Below are 17238 nucleotides of genomic sequence, written 5' to 3'. Positions count from 1 at the left end.
GCCTCACCCTCGCCCGTGCAAGGAACCCTCATGACCCAGCTCATCCTCCAGAACGTGACGAAGCGCTTCCATCACGCGTATGCGGTCGATCACGTCGACCTGTCGGTGCCGGACGGCAAGCTCGTCTGCTTTCTCGGCCCGTCCGGCTGCGGCAAGACCACGCTGATGCGGATCATCGCCGGCCTCGAAACGCCGACCGCCGGCACGCTGACGTTCGCCGGCCGCGACCTCACGCACGTACCCGCCAACCGGCGCGACTTCGGCATGGTGTTCCAGTCGCTCGCGCTGTTTCCGCACATGACGGTCGCGCAGAACATCGCGTATCCGCTGCGGCTGCGCAAGACGGACAAGGCCGCGCAGGCGCGGCGCGTGGCCGAGCTGCTCGAGCTGATCCAGCTGCCGCACATGGCCGACCGGCTCGTCACGCAGCTGTCGGGCGGGCAGCGCCAGCGCGTCGCGATTGCACGCGCGATCGCATCGTCGCCGCGCCTGCTGCTGCTCGACGAACCATTGTCGGCACTCGACGCGAAGCTGCGCGAAGCGATGCAGGTCGAGATCCGGCTGCTCCAGCAACGGCTCGGCATCACGACGATCATGGTCACGCACGACCAGCGCGAAGCGATGACGATGGCCGACGAGATCGTCGTGATGGAAAAAGGCCGGATCCAGCAGGTCGGCCGGCCGCTCGACATCTATCGCGATCCGGTCAACGAATTCGTCGCGGACTTCATCGGCCTCGGCAACATCCTGCCGGTCGCGTGCGACGGCGACGACGCCATCGTGCTGCCCGGCGGGCAGCGTCTCGCGATCCGGCGCGCACCGGACACGCCGCGCGCGACCGATGGCGTGCGCCTGCTGATTCGTCCCGAGGACGTCTGCGTGCGCCCCGGCCAGCCGGCTGCGGCACCGAATACGCTGGCGGGCACGATCACGTTCGTGCGCGACGTCGGCGCGTCGATCGAAGCGACGATCGACTGCCGCGGCTTCACGCTGACGGCCGCGACGACGCCGCGCGAGACGCCCGACCTCCACGTCGGCATGCCGGTGCTCGCGGAACTGCCCGCCCATGCCTGCAAGCTCATCGCCGCCCGCGGCGCCTGATTTCCTGTCTTTCTCCCGCGCACTCCAGCCCAGCCACGAGGATCTCACCATGAACGCAACGTCCCAAGCCACCCGTCACGTGCAGCGCCTGCTCGCCCGTACCGTCCTCCTCTGCGCCTGCGCCGGCACCGCGGCCCTTGCCGCGTTCGCGCCGCTCGCGCATGCCGACGCGCTCGACACGATCGCGAAATCGGGCGTCGTGCGTATCGGCGTGTTCGAGGACTACCCGCCGTTCGGCTCGATCGGCCCGGACATGAAGCCGCAAGGCTACGACATCGACATGGCGAACCTGATCGGCCGCGCACTCAATGCGAAAGTCGAACTCGTGCAGGTCACCGGCGACAACCGGATGGCGTATCTCGCCGATCGCAAGACCGACATGCTGCTGTCGGTCGGGCAGACGCCGGAACGCGCGAAGGTGATCGACTTCTCGAACGCGTATGCCCCGTACTACCTCGCGGTGTTCGGCCCGAAATCGCTGGCCGTGAAGGGCAACGCCGATCTCGCCGGCAAATCGGTCGCGGTCGCGCGCGGCACGCTCGAGGATCTCAGCGTGAGCAAGGTCGCGCCGCCGAGCGCGACGATCAAGCGCTTCGACGACCCGAACGGCGCGATCGCGGCGTTCCTGTCGGGGCAGGCGCAACTGCTCGTGGTCGGCAACGACGTCGGCGCGACGATCATCGCGCGCCATCCGTCGATCGATCCGGAGCAGAAGTTCTCGCTGTTCAGCTCGCCCGACCACGTCGGCCTGAACAAGAACGAGCCGCGCCTGATGCAGAAGGTCAACGACGCGATCGCCGGCGCCCGCAAGAGCGGCACGTTGAATGCGTTGTCGCAGAAGTGGCTGCACGCGGCACTGCCGGCCGACCTGTGATGCGCGCCGCCCCCGCCACGCATTCACGACGAAAGGCATCGCGATGACCTACGTGTTCGACTTCAGCGATTTCGGCCTGTACGCCGGCATGCTCGCGCGCGGCATCGGCGTGACGCTCGGCCTCACCGCGGCCGCCACCGTGCTGGGCGGCCTGATCGGCACCACCGGCGCGTGGGTCGCGCTCGCCGGCCCGCGCTGGGCGCGCACGCTCGTCGCGGCCTATGTCGAGCTGATCCGCAATACGCCGTTCCTGGTCCAGCTGTTCTTCATCTTCTTCGGGCTGCCCGGGATCGGCGTGCACATCGACGAAGCGCAGGCGGCCGTGCTGGCGATGACGGTCAACCTGGGCGCGTACGCGGTCGAGATCCTGCGCGCCGGCATCGAATCGGTGCCGCACGGGCAGGTGCAGGCGGCGCGCGCGCTCGGGCTGCACGGCCGGCAAGTGTTCGGTCACGTCGTGCTGCCGCAGGCGCTCGCGAACGTGTACCCCGCGCTGCTCGGGCAGGTGCTGATCGTGATGCTCGGCTCCGCGGTCGTCTCGCAGATCTCGGTGCCCGACCTGACCTATGCGGCGAACTTCATCCAGTCGCGCAATTTCCGTGCGTTCGAGATCTACATCGTCGTGACCGCGATCTACCTGTTGCTGTCGATCGCGCTGCGCATGCTGCTCAATCGTATCGGCCGGCGGCTGTTTTCGGGCCGCATGCAGCGCGGCGCGACGGCCGCGCCCCGGCGCGGCTGTTTTGCCCGCCTCGCATGGCGGGCCCGTTCCCCTGAAACCCGCCTGTCGACGGAGCGTGCACGATGATCGAATTCACCTTCCAGGACATCGCGTGGAACCTGCTGCTCGCCGCGCGCTGGACCCTGCTGCTGTCGCTGATCACGTTCGTCGGCGGCAGCGTCGCCGGGTTCGCGCTGCTGGCGATGCGCGTCTCGGCGTCGGCCGCACTGCGTCGTTTCGTGATCCTGTACGTCGAAGTGTTCCAGGGCACGCCGTTGCTGATGCAGCTGTTCCTCGGCTTCTTCGGGCTGCCGCTCGTCGGCATCGACGTGACGCCGTGGGTGGCCGCGTCGGTCGTGCTGACGCTGAACGCCAGCGCGTACCTGACCGACATCTGGCGCGGCTGCGTCGACGCGGTGCCGCGCGGCCAGTGGCACGCGGCGGCCAGCCTCGGCATGACGTGGACCCAGCAACTGCGCTACGTGGTGTGGCCGCAGGCGTGGAAGATCGCGCTGCCGCCGACCGTCGGCTTCCTCGTGCAGGCCGTCAAGAGCACCGCGCTGACGTCGATCATCGGGCTGACCGAACTGACCAAGACGGGCAACATCATCACCAACGCGGTATTCAAGCCGTTTCCGATCTACGCGATGGTCGCGCTGCTCTACTTCGCGATGTGCTTCCCGCTGACGTGGTATGCCCGCGTGCTCGAAGGTCGCTATCGCGTCGCGAAGGCACGCTGAACCGGCGCCGCGTGCGCTTCATTACGATCCAGGAACTTCCATGATTTCCATCAGCAACGTTTCGAAGTGGTACGGCCCGTTTCAGGTTCTCACCGACTGCACGACCGAGGTCAGGAAAGGCGAAGTGGTCGTCGTGTGCGGCCCGTCGGGCTCGGGCAAATCCACGCTGATCAAGACCGTGAACGGCCTCGAGCCGTTCCAGCAGGGCGAGATCCTCGTGAACGGCCAGTCGGTCGGCGACAGGAAGACGAACCTGTCGAAGCTGCGCTCGAAGGTCGGGATGGTGTTCCAGCATTTCGAGCTGTTCCCGCACCTGTCGATCACCGAGAACCTGACGCTCGCGCAGGTCAAGGTGCTCGGCCGCGGCAAGGACGAGGCGAACGAGAAGGGCATGAAGCTGCTCGAGCGCGTCGGCCTGAAGGCGCATGCGCACAAGTTCCCGGGCCAGCTGTCGGGCGGCCAGCAGCAGCGTGTCGCGATTGCACGCGCGCTGTCGATGGACCCGGTCGCGATGCTGTTCGACGAGCCGACGTCCGCGCTCGACCCCGAGATGATCAACGAAGTGCTCGACGTGATGGTCGAGCTCGCGCAGGAAGGGATGACGATGATGGTCGTCACGCACGAGATGGGCTTCGCGAAGAAGGTCGCCCATCGCGTGATTTTCATGGACAAGGGCGCGATCGTCGAGGATGACCGCAAGGACGATTTCTTCTCGAATCCGAAATCGGAGCGCGCGAAGGACTTCCTCGCGAAGATCCTGCACTGAGCGATACCGTGGCGCGCCGTCGCGCGCCCGTTCCACCCCGACTCTCCCGATGAAACGACTTCCCTCCCTCAACGCGCTGCAGGTCTTCGACATCGTTGCCCGTCACGGCAGCTTCACGCGCGCCGCCGAGCACCTGTGCCTGACCCAGGGGGCCGTGAGCCGGCAAATCCTCGCGCTCGAGAGCTTCTATCAGTTCGCGCTGTTCAAGCGCACGCCCAAGGGGCTGACGCTGACGGCCGAAGGCGAACTCCTGTTGCCGACCGTGCGCGAAAGCTTCGCGCGCATCGAGGAGGTGTCGATGCGCCTGTCGCGCAGGCGAACCGAACTTGCACTGAAGGTGCCGACCTGCATGATGCAGTGGATGCTGCCGCGCATCATGCGGTTCCAGGCCGAGCATCCCGAACTGCAGGTGCAGATCACGACCACCTGGGATCATCAGGTCGACTTCCGCATGGAGCCGTTCGACGCGGCGGTGATCTACGCGGCCGGCGCCGGCCCGGACATGCATGCGATCCCGCTGTTCGACGAACGGCTCACGCCGGTCTGCGCCCCGAACCTGCCGGCACGGCAGCCGCTCGCAAGCGTCGACGACCTGGCCGGTCACACGTTGCTGCATCCGACCCGCGATCATCGGGACTGGAAGCGGTGGCTCGACCATGCGGGCGCGCCGCACGTCGACTCGACGCGCGGCTTGAGCTTCGAAACGCTGGATCTCGCGACGCACGCGGCGATCGACGGCTACGGCGTCGCGATCGGCGACCGGACGCTCGCGGACGAAAGCGTGGCGGCGCACCGGCTGGTGATGCCGTTCGACATCTCGTTGCCGACGGGGATGGGCTACTACTTCGTGTATCCGGACGGTGCCGAACAGCAGCAGAAGATCCAGCTGTTCGGCGGCTGGATCGCGGACGAGCGCAAGGGCGCGTCGTCGGGTGGCGCGCCTGCCAGCCCTGAAACCTCGACGCCCCACATCGCCTGACACATCGCGCCCCAGCGGGGCAAAAACTGCACCCGGCGGCAAAACGTCCCCTGAAACAGCTCGGTAAAGTGGCCGGCGGCCATGCGTCATGCATCACGGCCGCGCCAAAAAAATCCGATTCAGGAGACAAGCATGCAACGCATCACGAGATCAGCCATTCACCGATCGGCATGGGCCGCGTCGGGCACCGCGCTCACCCTGGGGCTGTTTGCCTGCGGCGGCGTCGACTCCTCTTCCCCGCCGGTCACGCAGCAGGACTTCGGCTACACGACGCTGAACCTGATCACCAAGGACGGCCTCAAGTTCAAGGACATGGACAAGAGCGGCCAGCTCGAACCCTACGAAGACTGGCGGCTGAGCGCAGAAGTGCGGGCACGCGATCTGGTCGGCCGCCTCACGCTGGCCGAGAAAGCCGGCCTGATGATGCACGGCACCGCGCCGGTGCTGAACGACACGACCGGTGCGGGCACCGGCTCCGCTTACGACCTGGCCGCGCTCAAGACGCTCATCAATCAGCGGGGCGTCAACACCTACATCACGCGCATGAGTGCCGATGCGCACACCATGGCCGTCCAGGCCAACCAGATCCAGACGCTGGCCGAGCAGTCCCGGCTCGGCATCCCGGTGACGATCAGCTCCGACCCGCGCAATCATTTCCAGTACACGCTCGGCGCAAGCGCAGGCAGCAGCGGTTTCTCGCAGTGGCCGGAAACGCTCGGCTTCGCCGCGATCGGCGACGCGGCACTCACGCGAAACTTCGGTGATATCGCGCGCCAGGAGTATCGCGCCGTCGGCATCACCGAAGCGCTTTCGCCGCAGGCCGATCTCGCGACCGAGCCGCGCTGGGCCCGCATCAACGGCACGTTCGGCGAGGACGCCGATCTCGCCCGCGCGCAGGTCCAGGCCTATATCGAAGGCTTCCAGGGCGGCAGCGACGGCATCCAGGCCAAGAGCGTCATCGCCGTCGTCAAGCACTGGGCCGGATACGGCGCGCAGAAACTCGGCTTCGACAGCCACAACTACTACGGCCGCTATGCGACCTATCCGGGCAACAATTTCGCCTATCACCTGAAGCCGTTCGAAGGCGCGTTCGCCGCCAACGTCGGCTCGGTCATGCCGACCTATTCCGAACCGGACATGACGGTGACGGTCGACGGCATCACGCTGGAGCCCGTCGGCGGCGCTTACGACAAGGCGTTGCTGACCGACCTGCTGCGCGGGAAATACGGCTTCAAGGGCGTGATCCTGTCCGACTGGCTGATCGCCGACGACTGCGACGCGAACTGCATCAACGGCGTGTCGTCAGGGTCCCCGTCGTTCGTCGGGCTGGGCATGCCCTGGGGGATGGAGGGCGCGACCCGCGTGCAGCGTTTCACGCGTGCGGTCAACGCCGGCATCGACCAGTTCGGCGGCGACGACGATCCGAGCGACCTCATCGACGCCGTCAACCGCGGGCAGTTGTCGGAAGACCGCTTGTCGGAGTCGGCCTATCGCGTCCTGCTGCAGAAATTCCAGCAGGGCCTGTTCGACCATCCGTATGTCGATGCGGACGCGGCCGGCAAGATCGTCGGAAATGCCGACTTCCAGGCCCAGGCACTCGATGCGCAGCGCCGCTCGATGGTGCTGCTGCAGAACAACGGCAAGCTGCTGCCGATGGCGGCGTCCGGCAAGAAAGTCTGGCTGTACGGCATCGATCCCGCCGTCGCACGGCAATATGGCTATCAGGTCGTCGCTACGCCGCAAGCGGCGGACGTTGCGATTCTCCGCGTGAGCACGCCGTACCAGACGCTGCACCCGAACTACATGTTCGGCTCGATGCAGCATGAAGGCAGCCTCGCGTTCGTCGACGGCAGTGCGGACTACGAAGCCATCAAGCAGGCCGCGCTCGCACCGAAGTCGATCGTCTCGGTGTACATGGATCGCCCGGCGATCCTGACCAACGTGCAGGACAAGGCCACCGCGATCCTCGCCAATTTCGGCGTGACCGATGCCGCGCTGTTCGACGTGCTGACCGGCAAAGGTCAACCGCAAGGGAAGCTGCCGTTCGAGCTGCCGTCGTCGATGGCGGAGGTCGAGGCGCAGCGGGAAGACGTGCCGCACGATACCGCGCATCCGTTGTATCCGTTCGGATACGGCCTCTCGTATTGATGCGTTGTCGACGCCGGCTTGGTGATCAGGGCCGGCGTCGGCCAGGGCCGCCGATTCTCGCGTTGCCGCTCGCTGGCGGCGACGCGAGCGTGCGCGACGGCCGACGTTGCACCGAGGCGAAAGACCGGGTTCAGCAACGATCAAGCACGACGGCTACGGGCTTTACGCGTGCTTTCCGCTGCGACCCTGGACTCGTTCAGCAACATCTCCGCCGCCTGCCAGGCCCTTGCGGCAGCCTGCGAATCCCCGATCGCACGCGCATCCGCGGTCGCCCCGCTCAGTAACATCACGTACACGCCTGCCAGCTGACGTGCCCGGCGACGCGGAACGATCTCGGCGAGCAGTTGCTCCATGAGGGCCAGCAAGTCGTCCCGATAGCGCACCGCCACGTCGGTCACCTTGGGGCAGGTCGCGCCGAACTCGGCCAGCGCACGCTCGAACAGGCAGCCCGCGAACGCCGGGCTGCTGAACCAGGTGCCGTACCAGTCGAAAATCCCCTTCAGGCGCGCAGCAGCGTGCGGCATGGGGTCGAGCTTCGCGGCGATGCTCTCCATGATGAAGGTGTAGCGCTGTTCCAGCACGGCCTTGATCAGATCGTCCTTGCCAGCGAAGTGATGGTAGAGCGTCATGCGGGCAACGTCCGCTTCGGCGATGATCCGGTCGATGCCGACCGGATGAAAGCCATGCAGGGAAAACAGCTCACCTGCCTTGTCGACCACCTGCTGGCGTTTGCTCGCGCGCATTCATGCATCTCCTGACTACAGGGCGGCATCTTAGCACCGCCGCCCGCACCGCTCCTTTCAGCCTGTCGGGCATGTGTGCCCGCTGCCGGATACCGGTTGACCAGGACGCGCAACCGATACGCCGCCAGCGAACAGCGTCACGCAGGCCGACACAAGTACGGGTATTGAAGCAGACGGCCCCCGTCGGAAACGGATGCCGCAATGACCGTTGCGCGCAGCGGTTTCAGCAAGGCACCCGGCCGCCGCCCATCATGCACCAGCGCTGCGTCTCCTGTGGCGGGGGCGCATACGGCAGTCCGGTCCTCGGATCGATGTGGTCATACTGCCCCATGGGGTGTCGAGCCCGCCACGCAGCCTGCTCCGCATACTGTTGCTCGATCGCGGCGTGCTCTCGTGCCAGATCCGCCTTCTGCGCGTCGTCCACTTTCTTCGTCATCGTCACGAGCCGCGCGAACTTCGGATCGCGAACATCCTGCAGCGGTGGAAACGGCGGCAAAGGCGGCATGATCAGCACCGGGCCGTTGTATTTCGGTATCGGCAATTTCGACGGCCGGCCAAAGTTCGCCGCCATATCCATCTCCCACAACGTAGCGCTCATGCCGAGCACATGTTCGTAGTCGCGATTGACGACCGCCAGCGCGACCGGCCCCGACGGGGCCGGCAATGGCTGCAGCGAAGGTGGAAGCGTCTGTCGAGCGTCGGGATAGATGATGCGGGCATACACGATCGCAGCGGCGGAGTACTGCTGGAGGACTGCCTCGTACGCATCCAGTATCTGCGCTCGACCGTAGCCGCCCGGATTCTCGAACATCGGCTTGTATGCCAATACCTTCTGGCTATACAACGCATTCGCACTCCGCTGCTCTGCGACAGCCTGTTGTTGAGGATCGGACGGCGCGGACGCCGATAGCGGCGCACACCCCGACAACACGCTGGCGACGAGCCATAGCCCGGCCGTCGCGCCAACAGCCGACGCGCATCGACGCGACCGGTCGGCGGTCGCCCGGTTGACCCAGGCGAACAAAACAGTGGCCTTCTTGATGGTTCTTGTCTGCACGGCAGGGCGTCCGGAAGGCGTGGTCATCTTGAGCTGGGTCCTGATCGCGACTGCGAATGCGATGCGTCGCAGTCGAAAGGAAAGCGGCATGAAGCCGTTACTGGGGCGGAATCTCAACCTGGCGCACGTCGCACGACGATGCCCCGATCGACGAACGACGCCAGCAACCCCGTGTACGTAGGACATGCGCCGGTCGCATGGTGTGCGAGCACATCGTCGATTTGGGCCGAGTCGTTGCGCACGCATTCGTACTGCCGCGCAGTCGATGGATGCAGCGATGCGAACGCGCCGCACAAATGCACGTACGCAACGACTTCCTCGAACATTCGCGTATTGATCTCGAGGGCGACCATCATTTCCGAGCTATATCCGCATTCCGAATCCACCTTTGCTGCATAGGCCCGCATGTCACAGGCGGGCAGCCAGGGTGGCTCCAACCCGTTCAGGCTACGGGCGATCTCATCGATACTGGCTGTCCGTGTCATCGTGAAATTCCTGCCCAAGCCACACTCGGCGCCCCTGCATCGCTTCGCATCCGGTCCACAGCCTGACGACGCGAGAAGAACGATATGATGAATGTATACTAGTCGATCTACTTTGACTAGAATTGCGATCAGTAAAGCCGAGGCAATCGGCGCACGCACAACGATCGCCGTGTTTCTACTTCTCGATATATTTTCCGATCCTAATATTTGGGAAATGAACACGTTTCATAAAAGGGCTATTCGGCGGTTAATACACGACCGTAATGCCGGCGACAGGCAAACACGTGTGCGCCGTACCTTGAAGTGGTGTGCGCTATCCGCCGGCGTCCTGCTGATCGGCCTAAGCGCGTGCAAGCGCGCCATGCCGCCCGCCAACCCGACGGCGGACCCCGCATCCGCGGTGTCGTTGCCGGCCGTCCATGTGCCGGAAACGACCCCTGCATCGCCGCTGCAAACGCTGCTGGGCGTATTCGGCGCGGCGAAGCCGGCAACCTGGCCGGCGTTCGACAACCTGCCCGGTGTGCACTGGAGCGACGCGAAGCCGCTCGGCAATCCGGACAGCCATTCCTCCGAGACCACGCACTACCGTAGCGGCAGCACGCTGCTCACAGGCTTCGGCGACGTGGATGTGCCGGACGGCAAGGTCGGCGAGGAAGCCGGCGTCAAAACGGACAACGAAGGCCACGTCGGCGTCGTCCTCAACGGCAACGCGACCACCGTCCTGTCGATCGCGCTGCGCAAGTTCTACCCGAGCGACGACACGCAGGACATCCTGCTGCGCCAGCTCGGCCGCCGCGCCACGGTCAAGCGCATCGCCGGCCGATGCGCACTCGACTACGGCACCACCGCGCCGAACACACAAAGCAACGTGTTCTTCCGGGTCACCATCGCCAACGCCGCCGTGCCGGTGTTTGCGGAAACCTACGTCGATGAAGAGGGCGGCAATCAGGGCCCGGGGGCGACGAACTTCGTGTTCTACCGCACCCGGCCGGACCAACGTATCGCGAGCATGAAGTGCAAGGGCGCCGACGCGTGAGCAGGCGTGCGCGGGCGTCAGGGCATTCGCACGAGCCGTGCATGCCGGCGCCTGCCTGGCACTGCAAAGGCGGCTGAAGCAGCGAGTTTCGGGCCGCGTGCGAACCGCCGCTCACGGTCAATTCGATGCTCGGTGGTAAGTCGCGATATATCGCGCCTGTCCAAGGATGTTTCCATGCATCTGATAGGCAACGACCGCCGGACTCGACGTCGGTTTCACGTCGACACGCGGAATGGACAATGCGGACACCGTCACGATATATCGATGAGACTCGCCTTGCGGCGGGCATGGCCCACCGTACCTGGATTCGCCAAAATCCGTCAGCGTCTCGAGCGCGCCCACCGGCATGAGCCGCACATCGCCCGATGCCCCTTTCCGAATCGACGTTTCCGAAGGCGGGATGTTGACGACTACCCAATGCGTCCAGCCGAGCCCCCCGGTCGGGGCATCCGGATCGTACAGCGTGACGACGATGCTTCTGGTGCCAGGCGGAACGTGTGCCCACGCGATGCGAGGCGAGACATTGTCGCCACGGCATCCAAATCCGTTGTACACCTGAGCATTCGTGAACTGACCGTCATGATCGAGATCGTCAACCGTGACAGTCAGCGGATCAGCAAACGCAACTGCGGGCACGGCTGCGAAAAGTACCGTGGAGCAGATACTCGATCGCAGAAAAATACCCAGTCTCATGGCGGGATCCTGAGAGAAGTTCGATGTGATGTTTCGCACGACCGGATTGACACGCAATATGCCGTGCATGCAACGATCGTCGACGCGGATTCCAGGCTCCGCTTCAAACACGAGTCGCACCAAGGACGTGCTCACCCGATTGCCTGTGCGACAGCCTGCGCGACACATCCTAGGTTCATCGTGAATTCGGCAGTAGGTCGGCAGACAACATAAGCATGTTGCGTGAAACAGAACAATCCGCGACCGTATGCCGGACCTTCTCTCATCGCGCTCCCGGATGATGTCGAGCACACGGCCATTCAGGATTTCTGAATGCTCGCTTCACGCGACACTACGCGAAATCGATCAACCCTCTTCGGCGGCGAGTGCAAACGATGCCCGGATCCGCATGATGGTCTGACGGGACGTTCCGAACCTGCGCGCGACTTCACTGACCGACAGCCCCTTGTCGAGTGCGCGCATCACGCGTTCTCGATCGTGCCGCGCAAGCGAGGTGGGCCGGCCGACGTGCCGCCCGCGGTCTTGTGCGAATTGCACGCCCGCTTTGCCGCGCTGGCTCCGGGCCGCGGTCTCCAGCCGGATCACCGCCCGGAGCATCTTGATCGCCTGCGGTTCGGGGCGGCCCGCGAGATCGACGTTGCCGACTTCGACGCATTGGACGACGATCTTTTTGCTGCGGCATTGCATCAGGGTCGACAGCGCATCGCGCGCGCTGCAGCCAAGCGCGGCAATCTCCAGTACCACCAGCGAATCGCCCGGGACGGCGCGCCTCAGGATGCCCGCCAGCTCCGGCCGCTCGGCGGCGGCGACATACGGCGGGACACGGTCGATGGCGACGCGGTTGAGCACGACCGTGTGGCCGGCCTTGTCGAACGCAATCAGTTCCTGCTCGGGGAACGGGCTCTCGGTCGAGCTGTTGATGTAAAGAAAGGTACGGCTCAAGCGTCCCCCCGATGCATGCCAGGTTGCCGGCGGACGCACCGCCTCCGTTACTAGGCCCCGCTATCGCCCATGATGGCGTGCGCGATCACGTCGATCGACACCGGTTTCACGAGAACGGCATCGAACCCGCGCCACGCGTAACGCTCCAGCGTCGGCGGAACCATGGCGACGATCCGCGTGCGCGGATGCGAATTGACGGTGTTGACGGCCAACATGCAAGCGTCGTCGGGGTCACGCTCGACGTCGACGACGACCGCCGAGGCCGGGCCGTGCGCAATCGCTTCTTCGGCACGGTGCGCCGGCACCACGGTGGTGCTGAATCCGCGCAGCCGCAACAACAGCGCAACCGATTCCCCGACATGCGCGTTGCCGCGAAGAATCACGATGCGCCGGCCCACTTGCCGCGGCGGTTTGTCGATGACCGATGTACTGCGCAGGACGGCATCGGCGCTCAGCCAGAGCAGACGCGCCTCGCGATAGTCTTCCAGCGCGGATTGCCTGACGGCCTCGTTCGCGAGCGGGTTGGCGAACAGCGACCGGATGCGCGCCTCGGCCACCCCGAGCCGCCGGTCCGCTTCGTCGAACTGCGCCTTTGCATTTCCGTTGCGGTTATCGATCCCGTCCTCCATGTCTCGTTTCGCGTGTCAACTGCGCAGCCGCGTGAAGATCGACATCAGGTCGTCAAGCGACACGGGCTTTTTCAGGTGGGCATCGAAGCCGGCCTGCTCCGCCTGCTTCACGTCGGCGTCCTGTGCGTAGCCGCTGAGCGCGATACAGAGCACCGATTTCAGCGCCGGCACTTCACGCAGCTTTTCGACGAAGGCCAGCCCGCCCATGCCCGGCATGCCGATGTCGGACAGCACGACGTCCGGCACATGACCGTCGAGCGTCGACAACGCCGCCTCGCCGCTCGTTGCCGTCCGCACGACGGCGCCCTCGCCTTCCAGCAGGAGCTTGAACGTCTCGACCGTATCCGCATCGTCGTCGACCATCAGCACCTGCAGGCCCTGCAACGACTCGACCGGGCTTCTGCTGGCCGAACGCGCATCGGCGAGCACGCGGTGGGTCGGCAGCGTCACCGTGAACGCCGCACCGAGGCCGGCGCCCTTCGATTCCGCCTGCACGATGCCGCCGTGCAGGTTCACCAGTTCCTTGACCAGCGCAAGGCCGATGCCGAGACCGGGGCGGCGCACCGACGATTCCCGGCTTTGCCGGAACATGTCGAAGATGTGAGGCAGCAGCGCGGCCTCGATGCCGTTCCCGGTATCGGCCACGCGCAGCACGGCCTCGGCATGTTCGTCGACCTGCAGCGACACGTCCACCGACCCGCGGCTGGTGAACTTCAGCGCGTTGCTGATCAGGTTCCAGACGATCTGCTCGATGCGCGTGAGGTCGGCATGAATGATCACGGGCGCGGCGGGAATCGCGACGTTGAGGGTGAGGCCGCGCTGGCTCGCTTCGTCCTGAACGGCATGCGTGACGCGCTTCACGATCTCGCGCATGTCGACGGGCGTGCGCACGACCGACAGCTTGCCGGTTCGCACGCGCGAAATGTCGAGCAGATCGTCGATGATCTGCGCCTGGCCGATGACGGTGCGCCGGATCGTATCGGCGGCACGCGAGATGTTCAGGTTCTGCCGCGATTCCGGCGCGCGCGCGATCAGTTCCGCGCTCGCCGAAATGAGGTTGAGCGGATTCTTGAGTTCATGCGACACCACGGCCAGGAACTCGTCGCGGCGCCGCACCGCATCCTGTTCACCGGCTTCGCGCAGCGGCCCGACCTGCGCGGGGTGGCCGGCCTTGACCGCCGGCGCGAATTCCCCGAGATCGCGCGCGATCTTCGCATACCCGCTGATGCCGGGCTCGTCCAGGCGCGACAGCACGCCGCTCGCGAAGAAACGGGTGCCGTCCTTGCGCAGATGCCAGCGCTCCTCTTCGGTCCGCCCGTTCAGCCGGGCCTCGCCGAATTCGCGCTGGGCCACCTGGTTGGCGCGATCCTCGTCGGTCGACAGGAGGTCGGCGGACTGCCCGATCATTTCAGCCTCGGTATACCCGAAGATCCGCTCCGCGCCGGCATTCCAGCTGGTCACGATGCCGTCGTCGTCGAACGTGATGATCGCGTAGTCCTTGGTGCCTTCCGCCACGATGCGCATCAGTCGCTCGCCTTCGCGCAGCCGGTCTTCCGCCCGCCGGCGGTCGGTGACGTCGATGAAGGACAGCACCGCGCCGTCGATGCGGTCTTCGGTCGTGCGGTAAGGCACGAAGCGCGCGAGATACCAGCGTCCGTCGTTGCTCCGCAGTTCGCGCTCGATCAGGCGCAGCGAATCGAACGCCTCGGCCGCGTCGTCGGAGAGCTTGTCGTATTCGAGCCGGTGCGTGATGTCCAGCAACGACCGGCCGATATCCGACGGAATGATGCTGAAGACGTCCGTCGCCCGCGGGGTGTAGCGCTTGATGCAGATATTGCGGTCGACGAAGATCGTGCCGATGTCGTTCGCCGCGATCAGGTTCTGCAGGTCGTCGTTGATCTTGCCGGTTTCCTCGACCTTCGACTTGAGCTCCGCGTTGACGGTGGTCAGCTCCTCGTTGATCGACTGCAGTTCTTCCTTGCTGGTCTCGAGCTCTTCCGTCGCCGAACGCAGTTCCTCGTTGATGGCCTGCAACTCCTCGTTGGACGCCTTCAACTCTTCCGTCGACGTTTCCGATTGCTCGATGGTCGACTGAAGCTGCTCCTTCGTGCGCTGCAGCTCGCGCTCGAGCTGGCTGATGATCGGATCCTTCTGCACGTCGGCCGTCGCGGTTTCGGCACTGCTCATGCTGTCTTCGACTTCATCGAAAAGCACCAGCACGAAATCCGCGTTGGCCTCCGGGTCGTGCACGGGCCGCGCGGTCATGTTGACGAAATACGAACGCGCGTCGCGCTCGACCCTCACCCGCCGTGCCTCGACGCTGCGATTCGTGTGCAGCGCCTGATAGATCGCCGTGCGCAGCTCGAGACGCAGTTCGGGCCGCACCACGGCAATGATGTTGTGCGACGGTTCGCCGCCCGAATAGCGCAGGAAGCGCCCGGCCCGGTCGGACAGGTGCACGATTTCGGAATCGCGGCTGACGAGCACGCTCGGCGGCGCATGCTGCTCGACCAGCCGCTGGTGCAGGTCGCCGAACGAGAAGCGGCGGCGGCCCGGCGGCTGGATGGTCGTCACGACCGGCCGGGTGCTCATCATGCCGGAAATGGCGACCGGCACCGGGGTGTCGCCGCGCACCGCCATGTTCGCGCGGTAGATGCGGTTGCGCTTGTCGACGACCGAGAACATGGAACTCACGCTGTCGGCCGACTCGGAGCTGCCGAGAAACAGCACGCCGCCCGGTCGCAGCGCGAAATGGAACATCTTCAGTATTTCGATCTGCGCTTCCCGATCCAGATAGATCAGCAGATTGCGGCAACAGATCAGGTCGAGCCGCGAGAACGGCGGGTCGCTCAGCACGTTGTGATGCGCGAACAGCATGTGCTCGCGCAGTTCCTTCTTGACGCGGTAGTGCGCGGCGTCCTTCGCGAAGAACTGGCGCACGCGGCTCGGCGTCACGTCGGCGAGAATCGAATCGGGGTACAAGCCGGTGCGCGCAAAGGAGATGGCCCGTTCGTCGATGTCGGTCGCGAAGACCTGGAACGACACGCCTTCGGCCGATTTCAGCGACCGCTCCTACAGGAGCATGGCGAGCGAATAAGCCTCTTCGCCGGTGGCGCAGCCGACCGACCACACGCGAATGCGATCCTGCTCGCCGCGCCCTTCGAAGAAACGGGGCAGGACGTCGCGATCGAGTACGTCGAACGCCTCCTTGTCGCGGAAGAAATTCGTGACGCTGATCAGCATGTCCTGCAGGAGCGCCTGGGTTTCCTCCGGATGCAGATGGAGAAAGTCGCGGTAGGCCTGGAGATCGGTGATGCCGTTGACCTGCAGGCGGCGCTCGATCCGCCGCAGCACGGTCGCCCGCTTGTAATGCCGGAAATCGTGCGCGGTGCGCGTGCGCAGGATGATCATGATCTCGCGCAACGCGCGCTCGGCGGCCTCGTTGACCAGCTCTTCCTGGCGCTCCTCGTTCTCGGTGACGGGCAGGTGGATTTCCTTCGCGGTCACCCACAGGTCCATCAGCCGTTGCGGCATCTCCGCGGCGGTGGTCACGAAGTCGACCATGCCGGTCGCGATGGCGCTGCGCGGCATGCTGTCGTATTCCGCTTCCGCCGGCTCCTGGGCGAACGTGATACCGCCCATCTCCTTGACCCTCGACAGCCCGACGGAGCCGTCCGAGCCTGCGCCGGACAGCACGATGCCGATCGCGCGTTCGCGGTGGGCTTCGGCGAGGGTCCGGAAAAAGAGATCGATGGCCGCCCGGCGGCCACTCTCTTCCGGCCGATGGGGGGCGACGCGCAGATAGTCGTCGACCATCGTCAGTTCGAGGGAGGGCGCGATCAGGTAGACGTGGTCGGGCTCGATCGGCGTGGGGCTCGTGACTTCCATGACGTGCATGCCGGTGGCCTTCTGCAGCAAGCTGGCCAGATTGCTTTCATGATCCGGCGCCAGGTGCATGACCACGACGAACGCCATCGACGTGCGTGCCGGCAGGGCTTCGAAGAACTCCAGGAGGGCGCTCAACCCGCCTGCCGACGCGCCGATTCCGACTACAGGATGATTGGCCTGGCTCGGGAGAGCCTGCCCCCGTCTTTTCGACATCGCTGCGTGTCCAGTTGAAAGAATAATGATGTGCGCGACCAACGGCGGGCAGGCGCATGACCCGCTTGCGCCAAGATACGCGTGGATCGCTATTATCCCTCCACCAGCATTGACTGCAAGAACTTTGCCGCGTCGGCGAACCTGCGGTGCCGGGCCCGGCATCGACCGCGCGACGGGCGCGAATTCGTCAGACGCGAATGGGTATCGCCGCATTCCGTCCGGA

At 65.3% G+C, this 17238-nt stretch carries 14 protein-coding genes and 1 pseudogene; 8 read left to right on the top strand and 7 right to left on the bottom strand.

All coding sequences use genetic code 11. The annotated features are described in order from the left end of the window. Positions 1-30: 30 nt before the first annotated feature. The 7 genes from CFB40_RS36350 to CFB40_RS36320 all read left to right on the top strand — a co-directional run bounded on the left by CFB40_RS36350 (position 31) and on the right by CFB40_RS36320 (position 7329). Positions 31-1101 (top strand): ABC transporter ATP-binding protein, encoded by a 1071-nt coding sequence (locus CFB40_RS36350; RefSeq protein ID WP_089434131.1) that lies wholly within the window; start codon positions 31-33, stop codon positions 1099-1101. Positions 1102-1150: 49 nt separating this feature from the next. Beyond that, positions 1151-1975: a transporter substrate-binding domain-containing protein gene (locus CFB40_RS36345; protein WP_089429328.1), complete on the top strand. Its 825-nt coding sequence runs from the start codon at positions 1151-1153 to the stop codon at positions 1973-1975. 43 nt (positions 1976-2018) lie between these two features. Further along, a complete protein-coding gene (locus CFB40_RS36340) occupies positions 2019-2783 on the top strand; it encodes an amino acid ABC transporter permease (protein ID WP_089434130.1) in 765 nt (254 codons plus the stop codon). Further along, positions 2780-3436 (top strand): amino acid ABC transporter permease, encoded by a 657-nt coding sequence (locus tag CFB40_RS36335; RefSeq protein ID WP_089434129.1) that lies wholly within the window; start codon positions 2780-2782, stop codon positions 3434-3436. Before CFB40_RS36340 ends, CFB40_RS36335 begins: the two co-directional genes overlap by 4 nt. Before the next feature lie 40 nt (positions 3437-3476). Then, positions 3477-4202, top strand: coding sequence for an amino acid ABC transporter ATP-binding protein (locus CFB40_RS36330; RefSeq protein WP_089434128.1), 726 nt, complete (start codon positions 3477-3479; stop codon positions 4200-4202). 49 nt (positions 4203-4251) lie between these two features. Beyond that, the gene (locus CFB40_RS36325) at positions 4252-5181 is read left to right on the top strand and encodes a LysR substrate-binding domain-containing protein (protein WP_089434127.1); all 930 of its coding nucleotides are present in this window, start codon (positions 4252-4254) and stop codon (positions 5179-5181) included. Positions 5182-5313: 132 nt separating this feature from the next. Then, complete coding sequence (locus tag CFB40_RS36320; protein WP_089429323.1) at positions 5314-7329, top strand: glycoside hydrolase family 3 protein; 2016 nt, start codon at positions 5314-5316, stop codon at positions 7327-7329. A gap of 140 nt (positions 7330-7469) precedes the next feature. Here the strand turns inward: CFB40_RS36320 and CFB40_RS36315 are convergent, their stop codons facing one another. From CFB40_RS36315 to CFB40_RS36305, 3 genes are all read right to left on the bottom strand, one after another. Continuing rightward, positions 7470-8072, bottom strand: coding sequence for a TetR/AcrR family transcriptional regulator (locus CFB40_RS36315; RefSeq protein WP_089434126.1), 603 nt, complete (start codon positions 8070-8072; stop codon positions 7470-7472). A 223-nt stretch (positions 8073-8295) separates the two neighbouring features. Further along, positions 8296-9156, bottom strand: a complete 861-nt coding sequence (locus CFB40_RS36310; RefSeq protein ID WP_089434279.1) for a hypothetical protein — start codon at positions 9154-9156, stop codon at positions 8296-8298. A gap of 86 nt (positions 9157-9242) precedes the next feature. Beyond that, positions 9243-9614 carry a hypothetical protein gene (locus CFB40_RS36305; protein ID WP_143329954.1) on the bottom strand — a complete coding sequence of 124 codons (372 nt, stop codon included), beginning with the start codon at positions 9612-9614 and terminating at the stop codon, positions 9243-9245. 112 nt (positions 9615-9726) lie between these two features. Here CFB40_RS36305 and CFB40_RS36300 point away from each other — a divergent pair, with 112 nt between their 5' ends. Next, the gene (locus CFB40_RS36300; protein ID WP_143329953.1) at positions 9727-10650 is read left to right on the top strand and encodes a hypothetical protein; all 924 of its coding nucleotides are present in this window, start codon (positions 9727-9729) and stop codon (positions 10648-10650) included. A 117-nt stretch (positions 10651-10767) separates the two neighbouring features. On the opposite strand, the gene CFB40_RS36295 is transcribed toward CFB40_RS36300, so the two are convergent. From CFB40_RS36295 to CFB40_RS36280, 4 genes and pseudogenes are all read right to left on the bottom strand, one after another. Next, on the bottom strand, positions 10768-11343 hold the full coding sequence (locus CFB40_RS36295) for a YbhB/YbcL family Raf kinase inhibitor-like protein (protein WP_089434123.1): 576 nt from the start codon (positions 11341-11343) through the stop codon (positions 10768-10770). 345 nt (positions 11344-11688) lie between these two features. Continuing rightward, complete coding sequence (locus tag CFB40_RS36290; RefSeq protein ID WP_089429318.1) at positions 11689-12285, bottom strand: helix-turn-helix domain-containing protein; 597 nt, start codon at positions 12283-12285, stop codon at positions 11689-11691. 50 nt (positions 12286-12335) lie between these two features. Further along, complete coding sequence (locus CFB40_RS36285) at positions 12336-12914, bottom strand: hypothetical protein (protein ID WP_089429317.1); 579 nt, start codon at positions 12912-12914, stop codon at positions 12336-12338. Between the two features lie 15 nt (positions 12915-12929). Continuing rightward, positions 12930-17015, bottom strand: a pseudogene (locus CFB40_RS36280) (CheR family methyltransferase). Positions 17016-17238: the final 223 nt, after the last annotated feature.

This window comes from Burkholderia sp. AU31652 (assembly GCF_002223155.1).
Classification (GTDB): domain Bacteria; phylum Pseudomonadota; class Gammaproteobacteria; order Burkholderiales; family Burkholderiaceae; genus Burkholderia.
This window is presented reverse-complemented; position numbering and strand designations above follow the sequence as displayed.

Coding starts and splice junctions, on each gene's coding strand:
- CFB40_RS36350 (WP_089434131.1), top strand. CDS start 31: ATGACCCAGCTCATCCTCCAGAACGTGACGAAGCGCTTCCATCACGCG.
- CFB40_RS36345 (WP_089429328.1), top strand. CDS start 1,151: ATGAACGCAACGTCCCAAGCCACCCGTCACGTGCAGCGCCTGCTCGCC.
- CFB40_RS36340 (WP_089434130.1), top strand. CDS start 2,019: ATGACCTACGTGTTCGACTTCAGCGATTTCGGCCTGTACGCCGGCATG.
- CFB40_RS36335 (WP_089434129.1), top strand. CDS start 2,780: ATGATCGAATTCACCTTCCAGGACATCGCGTGGAACCTGCTGCTCGCC.
- CFB40_RS36330 (WP_089434128.1), top strand. CDS start 3,477: ATGATTTCCATCAGCAACGTTTCGAAGTGGTACGGCCCGTTTCAGGTT.
- CFB40_RS36325 (WP_089434127.1), top strand. CDS start 4,252: ATGAAACGACTTCCCTCCCTCAACGCGCTGCAGGTCTTCGACATCGTT.
- CFB40_RS36320 (WP_089429323.1), top strand. CDS start 5,314: ATGCAACGCATCACGAGATCAGCCATTCACCGATCGGCATGGGCCGCG.
- CFB40_RS36315 (WP_089434126.1), bottom strand. CDS start 8,072: ATGCGCGCGAGCAAACGCCAGCAGGTGGTCGACAAGGCAGGTGAGCTG.
- CFB40_RS36310 (WP_089434279.1), bottom strand. CDS start 9,156: ATGACCACGCCTTCCGGACGCCCTGCCGTGCAGACAAGAACCATCAAG.
- CFB40_RS36305 (WP_143329954.1), bottom strand. CDS start 9,614: ATGACACGGACAGCCAGTATCGATGAGATCGCCCGTAGCCTGAACGGG.
- CFB40_RS36295 (WP_089434123.1), bottom strand. CDS start 11,343: ATGAGACTGGGTATTTTTCTGCGATCGAGTATCTGCTCCACGGTACTT.
- CFB40_RS36285 (WP_089429317.1), bottom strand. CDS start 12,914: ATGGAGGACGGGATCGATAACCGCAACGGAAATGCAAAGGCGCAGTTC.